Below are 10,477 nucleotides of genomic sequence, written 5' to 3'. Positions count from 1 at the left end.
CGATCGGCTTCGTCGGGCTGGTGGTGCCGCACGTCTGCCGCCGCCTGTTCGGGGCCGAGCACGGGCGGCTGCTGCCGCTGGCGGGGCTGGGCGGCGCGCTCGCGCTGGTGTGGGCCGACGTGCTGGCGCGCACGCTGATTGCGCCCGACGACCTGCCGATCGGTGTGATCACCGCCCTGATCGGCGGCGCGCTGCTGGTGGCGCTGGTGCGGCGCGGCTGACCCTTCCGGCCCTTTGCGGCCCCCGATCCGACCCGCCGGATCGTATGACACCGAAATGTCAAACCATTCGATGAAATGGGCGGGTTTTCTCCTCCATACCGGGGCAATCGGTCGACACGTCGGCGGCTATAGTCTCGCCCGATTGTTGTGAACTGCGAAATAAATCCAGTTCGATTCGCCCCCCGCTGAGGATTGATCCGATGAATGTCACGAGTTTCAACCGGCTCTGCGCGCTCGCCGCGCTGGCCGCCTTCGCGTTCGGCTGCCAGGCCGCGCGCGCCGAATCCAACGAGGTGTACGGCGGCGTCGGCACCGACGGCGTGAGCGTCGGCGTCGGCCACGCGTTCAATTCGTACACCGCGCTGCGCGGTGAAGTGGGCGGCTTCGCGCTGTCGCACAAGTTCTCGTCGGACGGCCTCGATTACAACGCGCACGTGCGCCTGATCCACGGCGGCGTGTTCGCCGACGTGTTCCCGTTCCCGACGCACGTGCCGTTGCACCTGACGGTGGGCGCGCTGATCGGCGGCGACCAGGTGACGGGCGAGGCCCAGCCGCGCGCCGACGGCACCTACAAGATCAACGGCGTGGTCGTGCCGGGCTTCGGCCAGACGATCTCCGCCAAGCTCAAATGGCCGACCGTGCGGCCCTACATCGGCTTCGGTTTCGGTCATAGCCCCACCGGCAAGGCCGGGCTGTCGGTGGCCGCCGACATCGGCGTGGCCTACGGCACGCCGCACGTGAGCTTCGACGTGCCCGCCGTGGTCGCGACCGCGGCCGGCGCGAACAACGTGGCCGCCGCCGAGCAGCAACTGCGCGACAAGGCGCACGACCTGCGCTTCTATCCGGTGGTGAAGGTGGTGATGACCGATCGCTTCTGATCGGCAGGGCAGGCCGTGTGTCGCACGCGGGACACGGTTTTTTGACACGCTTTTTTGGTGCGGAACAATCGCGTGGCGCCCGTTGCGCGTCACCGAGAGGAAAGCATGTCCCGTCGCCTGCCCAGCATGAACGCCCTGCGCGCCTTCGAAGCGGCGGCACGGCACCTGAACTTCAGCCGCGCCGCCGACGAGCTGTTCGTGACGCAAGGCGCGATCAGCCGCCAGATCAAGCTGCTGGAGGAATCGTTCGGCGTGCCGCTGTTCCGGCGGCTCACGCGCACCATCGAGCTGACCGAGCACGGGCGCGAATACCTGCCCGTGGTGCGCGACGCGTTCGACCGCATCGAGCAGGCCACGCTGCGGCTCGTCAATCGCGATCGTCACCGCATCCTCAACGTGAACGTGCTGCCCACGTTCGCGATGCGCTGGCTGATTCCGCGCCTGCCCCAATTCGCCGTCGAGCACCCCGATATCGAGGTGCGGCTCATCACGTCGATCCGCCCCGTGAATTTCTGGCGCGAGGATATCGACGTGGCGATCCGCGTGGGCGTGATTCCCGACAGCGATCCCGATCCCGACGCCGCCACGCGCCCGCGCATCAGCCTGCAGATGGCCGACGACTGGAGCAACGTGCGCGCGTACCGGCTGATGTCGGACGTGCTGGTGCCGGTGTGCAGCCCGGCGCTGATGAAGGGCCAGCGGCCGGTGCAGGAAGCGCGCGAGCTGCTCGACCTGCCGCTGCTGCACATGGCGACGCGCGTGCATGCGTGGCCGGACTGGTTCCGCGCGAGCGGCGTGGAATACGACATCGCCGCGCACAACCAGGCCTACGGGCATTTCTTCATGGTGCTGGAAGCGGCGCTGAGCGGCCGTGGAGTGGCGCTGGTGCCGCGCATGCTGGCCGCGCCCGACATTCAGGCAGGACGCCTGATCGTTCCGCTCGAACTGGAGCACGAGAGCGCGGGTGCCTATCACCTGCTGTGCCGCGAGCATCAGGCCGATTCGGCCATCGTGAAGGTGTTCCGCGACTGGCTGTTCGCGCAGCGCGACGACGTGCAGCCGGATGCGCATGCGCATCCGGCCGAATCGCCGGCCGAGGAGGCCGGCTCGTTCAACGAAGTCGGCCTGTAGGCGGGTTCAGATCAGATACGGCGCGAGGCGCGCGTCGATGGTGCGGATCGTGTCGGGCGTCCAGTCGCGGTTGACGTAGAGCTGGATCGGCAGGCCGTCCGGATCGTGCACGAACACCACGCGGCGCGCGGCGTGATCGTGCGCGGCGATCAGCTTGCCGCCCGAGCGCTCGATGCCGGCCTGCGCCGCATCGAGATCCGCCTCCGACGCCACTTCCACGCCGATGTGATGCATCGGCATGTGCGATTCGACGTGGTTGCGATACAGCACGATGTCGCCGAGGCTGTGCGAGCCGGCCAGCAGCGCGAACGCCTGATCGCGGCCGCCCACCAGCGCGTCGAGGCCCACCACGGTCGTGTAGAAATCGAACATCGCTTCGAAGTCCTGCGCAACGAACGCGACGTGCGACACGCGGCGGCCGTGCACCAGCGCGCCGTCGATCACGCGAATCTCCGGATCGACCGGATGCAGCGCCTCGGTCAGCGGCTCGTTGGTTTCGCCCGGCACCCACTTCGGCTTCTTCTTGCTGAATGAACCGTGACGCGCCGCGCGCCAATCCTGCACCACGTCCGCGTAGATCTCGACCTCGTTGCCGTCCGGATCCTTCTGATAGAGCGAGTGCGCCACGTCGTGATCTTCCGTGGAGCGATACACCACGCCCGCGGCCACGGCCGCGCGATAGCCGGCCACCAGCGCGGCCTCGCTTTCCACCTCGAAGGCGACGTGGTTCAGGCCCGGCTGCTGGCCCGGCTTCGCGTAGCGGCTGCCGGTGTCGACCAGCGCGAAATCGTGATACGTGTTGCCGTTGCTGATGAAGCTGGCCTTGTTGTCGGGCTGGTTGTAGACCTCTTCGAAACCGAAGATGTCGCGGTAGTAATCGCTGGCGCGGCGATGGTCGGACACGAACACGTTGGCGTGCGCCAGGCGGCGCGGCTTGAAGAATCGTGCGGAGGCGGTGGTCATGGGAGCTTCCTCGAAAAAGGGGTAACGGGCGTCAGGTGCCGATGCGCAGCGGCGCGCGCATCTTTTCCAGCAGCGCGAGCACGCTGCAGGCCGTGATGAGCCCGGTCTTGGGGTTCGAGCTGGGGATGTTCTCGATCGTCATCGTCAGGCGTGCCGAATCGGAATCCACCGTGATCGTGTGGGTGTTGCGCGTGAGCGCCGGGTCGGCCCAGATTTCGAGTTCCGTGCTGTCCGGGCCGATGCCGGCGAGCGACAGCGCGACGGCCACGTTCAGGTTGGCCGGGAAGCCCTTGGCGGCTTCGCGCGGCGTGCCCGAGAAGATCCGCAGCGGCGCCTTGATGTCGGCGATGCGGATGCCGTTTTCTTCCAGGAACGGCGCGCCGAGCAGGCCGGTAACCGGCTTGCGCGTGATCATCCGCACCGAATGGATCGTGCCTTGCGCCGCGGCCGTCACGGCGTCGAGGCCGAGCAGCGCGCCGGTCGGCACGCTGATCTGGCCGCCGTGCTCGCGCGCCAGGTCGACCAGTTCCATATGGTCGAGCAGCGCGCCGACGCTCAGCGGTACGAAGGTTTTTCCGGCGCGCAGCATCGGCTCGGCGATCTTCGGCAGCAGATGCGACGGCGCGCATTCCACCACCACGTCGGCGTGTTCCGGCATCTCGTCGAACCCGACGATGCGCGGCGCGCGGCTCAGGCCGTCGAGCCAGGCGCTCGCGCTGGCTGCGTCGCGCACGCTCACGGCGGCCAGTTCGAGCCCCTCGATGCCGGCGTCGAGCGCTTTCGCGATCGTCTTGCCGACCGTGCCGAGCCCGGCGATGCCCACCCGCAACGGTGGCTGATGCGTGTCCTGCGTGACTTTCATGCTGTGCCTCTCAAAGGGATGCGCCGATCTTAAGTTGACGAAAAACCCCTCACAAACGAGATTTTTGCCGCCGAGGGATGAGGTCTCGTCATACGTGGCACGGCGCGCCGTCATGAGATGGCGTCATCGATGCGCGCCATAAAAGTCGTTTGCCGGCTGCATTTATGGCTCGCAATAATGGGCTTTTGCCGCACGGGAAGGACACGGCCATGCCGATATTCGAACGGGGCGCGAGCCGCCTGTACTACGAAACCCACGGCGAGGGCGCGCCCGTCGTGCTGCTGCACGGCGTGGGCGGCAATCACGCGAGCTGGTTCCATCAGGTGGTGGCGTGGCGCGGCGCGATGCAGGTGATCACGATGGATGCGCGCGGCTTCGGCAATTCCACCGATGCCGAGCAACTGGGCCGCGCCGCGTTCGCCGACGATCTGGCCGCGCTGCTCGATCATCTCGGCATTGCGCGCGCGGCGCTCGTCGCGCAATCGATGGGCGGCGGCGCGGCCGTCACGTTCGCGGCGCGCGCGCCCGAACGCGTGCGCGCGCTGGTGCTGGCCGATACGCTCGTGGGCCTCGATCTGCCCGGCGAGCTGGCCGCGCGCATGCGCGAGGTGGCGGCCCGCGCCGCGAATCTCACGCAGCTTGAGCGCGTGCTCGGCCCCACCTTCACGCACGCGCATCCGGCCGAGGCCTATCTGTATACGGCGCTCGCCAGCTTCAACGACACGAACGTGCGCAACCTGCGCGGCGAGCAGCCGCTGACCTCATTGGCCGCGCTCGACGCCTGCGGCGTGCCGGTGCTGTTCGTGGCCGGCGTGGAGGACGTGCTGTTTCCTCCCGAGGCAATTCGCGCAGCGCAGGCGGCGATGGCGAACGCCGAGTATCTGGAGATCGCCGCCGCCGGGCATTCGGCGTATTTCGAAGCGCCGCGGGTGTTCAACGAAGCGGTGCGCGCGTGGCTTGATCGGCACGACTGAATCGCCTTCGAATCAAGCCTCGATCGTCGTTCCCAAAGCGGCCGCCTCGCCGGGGCCGCATCTTCTCCGCTCCGCTCATGTCCCCTGAAAACCTTCGCTCCCGACGCGACATCGTCGGGAGCCCAAAGCAATGGGCTTCGCATCGCTCAGGGGCCGTGCCGGTTGCGCGCACGCATGACTTCACCTCATCGCACGGCCGCGAAAATCTCGTTTGTTGGCGTTTTTTCGCCTTCCTATGATGGCCTCGTCTACCCCACACGCCTACCAAGGAAACCTGAAAATGAAACGTCTCGCCCCGCCCCTGTTCGCTTCGGTTCTGGCCGCGGTGTCGTCGCACGCCCTGGCGCAAAGCACGGTCACGTTGTACGGCATCGTCGACGAAGGCATCACCTATGGAAACAATGTCGGCGGCGGCGCGCAGGTGGCGGCGGCGAGCGGCACCATGTCGGGCAGCCGCTTCGGCCTGAAGGGCACGGAAGATCTCGGCGGCGGCATGTCGGCGGTGTTCGATCTGCAGAACGGTTTCGATCTGTCCACCGGCAAGCTCGGGCAGGGCGGCCGGATGTTCGGCCGCAAGGCGTTCGTGGGCCTGTCGAGCGCCACCTACGGCGCGCTGACGCTCGGCCGCCAATACGACCCGGTGGTCGATCTCGTGCAGGGCATCACGGGCGACGGCGTGTTCGGCGCGTTCTTCACGACGCCGGGCGACGCCGACAACAACGACAACAGCATCCGCGTCAACAACTCGATCAAGTACACGAGCCCCACTTACGCCGGGCTCACGTTCGAGGCGATGTATGGCCTCGGCGGCACGGCGGGCAGCGTGTCGAGCGGCGGCAGCATGGGCGCCGCGCTCGGCTACACGAACGGCGGCCTGAACCTCGCCGGCGGCTATCTCTACACGAAGAACGACACGCTCGCGAACGCCTCGTCGGGCGGCTTCATCAACGACGGCAGCCTCGTCACCGCCGGCTACGGCGTCGCGCCCGGTTCGTTCCAGACGATCCACGCGGCCGCGTCGTACGCGTTCAACAAGTTCACGGTGGGCTTGCGCTATTCGAACTCGCAATACAAGACCTATTCGCAGACGAGCGTGTTCAACGCCACCGAGAAGTTCAACGTCGCGAGCGGCTACCTCGCGTACCAGTTCACGCCGGCGCTGATGGCCGCCGTGAACTACGGCTACACGAAGGCGAGCGGGGCGCAATCGGCGAGCTACAACCAGGTGTCGGCCGGCGTCGATTACCTGCTGTCCAAGCGCACCGATCTCTACGCTATCGCCGGCTACACGAAGGCGAACGGCCGCACGCTGTCCGCCGACGGCACGACGGTGGTGGCCGCCACCGCGAACGTGGGCGATTACAACAACGCCTCGTCGAACGCCAAGCAGGTGCTCGCCGTGGTGGGCATGCGCCACAAGTTCTGATTTTTGGCGAGCGGCAAGCCGGAAATTGTCCTGATCTAATCGCACTTTGAGGCACGCCGAAAGGCGGAAGCGCCATGCAAATCGTCATCGAAAATCTGAGCGACACCGCGGGCCTGCTGGGCGCACGACGCGTATTCAGCGTGCCCCGTTCGCTGCCGGCGGACGTGAAGACGCTGGATGCCTCGCGCTGGCAGGCGCACCCCGCGCTGTACGACGCCGACACGCTGCTCGCGCTGCGCGATGCGCGCCTGAGCGAGAGCGACCGCGAGGTTGCGCTGGCGGGCGGGGTGGCGCGCCTGAACGCCAGCATCGGCTGGCAACGCATGGCCGATCGCGAGGAAGCGGCGGCATTGCTTCGGATGGCGAAGGACAGCGTGATGCCGCGCGTGCGCCTGCTGCTGTCGGTGATGCCGGATCAGGACACCGAAGGGTTTGCCGCGTGGTTCGCCGATTACGCGCGCCATGCGCCCACCGGCGACGGCACGCTGCTGCGCGCCTGCAAGCTGTACGGCCGCGAGCCGCATTTCGCGCGCAATCTCGAAGCCGTGTGGGCGGCCGGCTGGCTGCCGGTGGTGTTCACCGCCGAGCCGCGGGCGCTGCTGGCGCGCGCGGCCGAACTCGGCCGGCCGATCGTGTTCCGTCATGCGGCCAGCGCGGCCGATCTCGACGCCATGCAGGCCGCGGCCACGGCGGACGTGTCGCGCTGGGTGACCAGCTCGCCGCAATACCTGCTGCCCGTCGAGGCCGGCCGCCGCGCCGCGCTGGCGGTGCGCCCGCCGATCGCCGACGAGGCGACGCGGCAGGCGCTGCTCGCGCGCTTCGGCGAAATCGACCTGATCGCCACCGATCACGTGGCGCGCGGCGCCACCGCCGGGCCGGGCCTGCAATCGCAACACCACCTGCTGCCCGCGCTGCTGACGCTCGCTAGCGAACTCGCCGCGCCGCCGCACATCGTGCTCGGCAAGGCGTCGAGCCGGCCGGCCATGCTGTTCGGCCAGGATCCGAGCGACTGGGCGGTGGCACTGGTGTCGCACGCGCCCGCGCCGGCGGCGGCTTCCGCTTCATCCCTGTCGATGCCCGGCATCGACGGCGAGCGCGATCCGTTCGACGGCGCGCCGTTCGCGCCGCGCGTCATGGCGATCGTTCACGGCGAGACCTTCTGGCCCACCCGCCATCTGCTCGAATCCTTCTGAATTCACGAATCACACTGATCCATTCCTGGAGAACCCCATCATGTTCCGTTCCGCCCTCGTTACCGCCGCCAGCATCGTGTCGATGCTGTGCGCCGTGTCGTCCGCCCCGGCGCAAGCCGGCCAGTTGCCGAGCGTCGAAGCGTTCGGCAAGAGCAGCGAATGCGTCGCGCTGCGCAAGCAATACCCGACGCTGGTCGGCACGCACCTGAAGATCGGCCTCGGCGGCTACACGGCCGGCTTCGAGGCGCCCGCCAAGGACGACCCGTCGAAGATCGAAGGCCTCGATCCCGACCTGATCGCCTACATGGGCGCATGCCTCGGCTACACGCACGAATATCAGAACGTCGCGTTCAACGTGCTGCTGACCGGCATCACCGGCAAGCGCTTCGACATGGGGCCGAGCCTCTACGTGACCGACGTGCGCCGTAAGCAGGTGGCGTTCGTGTCGTCGTTCGCCGTGATCGACGGCTCGGTCATCAAGAAGGGCAACCCCAAGCATCTGACCTCGCTCGATTCGCTGTGCGGCGCGACCGTCGCGGCGGCGGCCGGCACGTACGAGGCGGTGACGCTGGTGCCGCAGGCCACCGAGAAGTGCAAGGCGCAGAACAAGCCCGAAGTGGCGCTGTTGCTGCTGCAGGCCACCGACGCGAGCGTGCAGGCCGTGATCAGCGGCCGCGCCGACATCTACCTGACCGCCCATTCGGACGCGAAGGCGCTGGCCGCCTCGATGCCGCAGCTCGAAAGCGGCTTCACGGTCGATCTGCCGATCCTGAACGGCTTCCCGATCGCCAAGGACAACACCGTGCTGCGCTCGGCCGTGCTGGCCTCGATGAAGGTGATTCAGAACAAGGGCATTCAGAAGACGCTGCTCGACAAGTGGGGCCAGGATGCAGCCTCGCAACGTACGGCGAGCGACGCCGAGTGATGCACCGGCGCGGCGCGGGGCGGTGGCTGATGGCCGCCCCGCGCCGCGCATCGAAGCCGGAAAACCGTTTCACCCCGTAAGCGCCTCATCGCCATGCAAAACTTCCTGCATTACCTGACCTTCCCGTATCTGCTTCAGGGCTGCCTCGTCGCGCTCGGGCTGCTGTTCGGCGCGCTCGTGGGCGGCCTGCTGATCGGATTCGTGCTGGCGCTCGGCGCGGATGCGCGCTGGATCTGGGTGCGCTATCCCGTGCGCGCCTACATCTACCTGATTCGCGGCACGCCGCAGCTGCTGCAGCTGATCCTGCTGTTCAACGTGCTGCCGCAGGCGGGGCTGACGCTCACGCCGTTCGTCAGCGCGCTGCTCGCGCTGACCATCAACGAGACGGCGTTCTGCGCCGAAATCATTCGCGGCGGGATCCGCTCGGTGAACCGCGATCAGCGCATCGCGGCGCAGGCGTTCGGTTTCTCCGCGCTGACCGAACTGGCCTACGTGGTGATTCCGCAGGGCCTGCGCGCGATCATTCCGGCGCTCGGCAACGAGGCGGTGGGGCTGCTGAAATCGACGTCGCTGGCGTCGGTGGTGGGCGTCAGCGAACTGACGCTGCGCAGCCAGACGATCGTGTCGCAAAACTTCGAATTCTTGCCGGTGCTGCTGGCGTCCGGCGTGATGTACATCGTGCTGTCGGCCGTGATCGCGGGCGTGCAGAACTGGTGCGAGCGCAACGTCGGCACCGGCCGCCGCGTGCGCGCCGCGGGCGCCGACGCGCCGCTCGCCGACGACGCCGGCCAGGTCGGCCGGATGGCGCCGCACGAAGGCCGCGCCACGCCCGGCGTGCCGCAGCTCGAGATCGACGCCGTGCGCGTGCGCTACGGCAGCCGCGACGTGCTGAAGGACGTGTCGCTGTCCGTCGCGCCGGGCGAGGTGGTGGCGCTGCTCGGCAAGTCCGGCTCGGGCAAGAGCACGCTGCTGAAGACGATCCTCGCGCTCAATCCGGTGGAATCCGGCGCGATCCGCATCGACGGCCGCTCGCTGACGTCGACCGAAACCGGTGCGCCGCTGCCGCGCCGCCGCCTCGCGAAATCGCGCGCCGAGGCGCGCATCGGCATGGTGTTCCAGAACTTCGCGCTGTTCGATCACCTGAGCGCCGTCGACAACGCCGCCGCGATTCCGTTGCGCGTGCAACATGTGCCGCACGTCGAGGCGTCGCGCCGCGCGCGCATCGCGCTGCTGAAGGTGGGCCTCAAGGATTTCTCCGATCACATGCCGCACGAGATGTCGGGCGGCCAGCAGCAGCGCGTCGGCATCGCGCGCGCGCTGGCCAGCGACCCGCGCGTGATCCTGCTCGACGAACCCACCTCGGCGCTCGATCCCGAGCTGGTGGGCGAGGTCGACGAAACGATCCGCCGCCTCGCGCAGACGGGCATCACCATGCTGCTGTCCACCCACGACATCAATTTCGCCGCGAGCGTGGCCGATCGCGTAGTGTTCCTGCACGACGGGCGGATCATCGAGCAGGGGCCGCCGTCGATCCTGCGCGCGCCCGCCACCGCCGAATTCGCGGCGTTCCTGCGCCATCCCGACGACGACAAGCCCGCGCCCGCCGCCATGCAGCCGCCGCCCCGCACGTTCGTGCTGCCCGCCAGCCTGGAGCCGACCCGATGAAAGACTGGCGCGACGCTTCCCGCCAGGCGCTCGGCGACGAACTGTTCGGCTATCTGGCCGGGCAGCCGCACGACATGCGCGCCGGCGAGGCCGATCCCAACGAAGTCGCGTGGTCGCGCTACCGGCTCGTGCCGCGCGTGCTGCGCGGCCAGCAGGGCGTGGACGTGAGCTGCCGCCTGTTCGGCCGCGACTACGCCGCGCCGCTCGGCGTGGGCGCGTTCGCCGCCGACCGCCTGTTA

11 protein-coding genes are annotated in these 10,477 nt (G+C 68.2%); 9 read left to right on the top strand and 2 right to left on the bottom strand.

All coding sequences use genetic code 11. The features are described 5' to 3' along the window. The 3 genes from G3N92_RS25440 to G3N92_RS25430 all read left to right on the top strand — a co-directional run. On the top strand, window positions 1–221 hold a 221-nt coding region (locus tag G3N92_RS25440), incomplete at its 5' end, for an iron chelate uptake ABC transporter family permease subunit (RefSeq protein WP_206130362.1). A gap of 200 nt (window positions 222–421) precedes the next feature. Continuing rightward, window positions 422–1,099, top strand: a complete 678-nt coding sequence (locus tag G3N92_RS25435) for a hypothetical protein (protein ID WP_206130361.1) — start codon at window positions 422–424, stop codon at window positions 1,097–1,099. A 105-nt stretch (window positions 1,100–1,204) separates the two neighbouring features. Then, a complete protein-coding gene (locus G3N92_RS25430) occupies window positions 1,205–2,230 on the top strand; it encodes a LysR substrate-binding domain-containing protein (RefSeq protein ID WP_206130360.1) in 1,026 nt (341 codons plus the stop codon). A 6-nt stretch (window positions 2,231–2,236) separates the two neighbouring features. Here the strand turns inward: G3N92_RS25430 and G3N92_RS25425 are convergent, their stop codons facing one another. Both G3N92_RS25425 and G3N92_RS25420 read right to left on the bottom strand, forming a co-directional pair. Next, complete coding sequence (locus tag G3N92_RS25425) at window positions 2,237–3,193, bottom strand: VOC family protein (RefSeq protein ID WP_206130359.1); 957 nt, start codon at window positions 3,191–3,193, stop codon at window positions 2,237–2,239. Between the two features lie 31 nt (window positions 3,194–3,224). Beyond that, entirely contained in the window at window positions 3,225–4,055 is an 831-nt protein-coding gene (locus tag G3N92_RS25420) for an aspartate dehydrogenase (protein WP_206130358.1), read from the bottom strand. Between the two features lie 209 nt (window positions 4,056–4,264). Here G3N92_RS25420 and G3N92_RS25415 point away from each other — a divergent pair, with 209 nt between their 5' ends. The 6 genes from G3N92_RS25415 to G3N92_RS25390 all read left to right on the top strand — a co-directional run. After that, entirely contained in the window at window positions 4,265–5,029 is a 765-nt protein-coding gene (locus G3N92_RS25415; protein ID WP_206130357.1) for an alpha/beta fold hydrolase, read from the top strand. 280 nt (window positions 5,030–5,309) lie between these two features. After that, window positions 5,310–6,455 carry a porin gene (locus G3N92_RS25410; protein WP_206130356.1) on the top strand — a complete coding sequence of 382 codons (1,146 nt, stop codon included), beginning with the start codon at window positions 5,310–5,312 and terminating at the stop codon, window positions 6,453–6,455. Window positions 6,456–6,529: 74 nt separating this feature from the next. Beyond that, window positions 6,530–7,648 (top strand): hypothetical protein, encoded by a 1,119-nt coding sequence (locus tag G3N92_RS25405; protein ID WP_206130355.1) that lies wholly within the window; start codon window positions 6,530–6,532, stop codon window positions 7,646–7,648. A gap of 40 nt (window positions 7,649–7,688) precedes the next feature. Next, window positions 7,689–8,573, top strand: a complete 885-nt coding sequence (locus G3N92_RS25400; protein WP_206130354.1) for a transporter substrate-binding domain-containing protein — start codon at window positions 7,689–7,691, stop codon at window positions 8,571–8,573. Between the two features lie 93 nt (window positions 8,574–8,666). Next, window positions 8,667–10,238 carry an amino acid ABC transporter permease/ATP-binding protein gene (locus G3N92_RS25395; protein WP_206130353.1) on the top strand — a complete coding sequence of 524 codons (1,572 nt, stop codon included), beginning with the start codon at window positions 8,667–8,669 and terminating at the stop codon, window positions 10,236–10,238. After that, window positions 10,235–10,477 (top strand): alpha-hydroxy-acid oxidizing protein (locus G3N92_RS25390; protein ID WP_206130352.1); only part of this gene is annotated, 243 nt, incomplete at its 3' end. The genes G3N92_RS25395 and G3N92_RS25390, both read left to right, overlap by 4 nt.

This window comes from Burkholderia sp. Ac-20379 (assembly GCF_017104645.1).
Lineage (GTDB): Bacteria > Pseudomonadota > Gammaproteobacteria > Burkholderiales > Burkholderiaceae > Burkholderia.
Note: the sequence above shows the minus strand (reverse complement) of the source record. Positions and strands in the feature narration are given on the sequence as shown.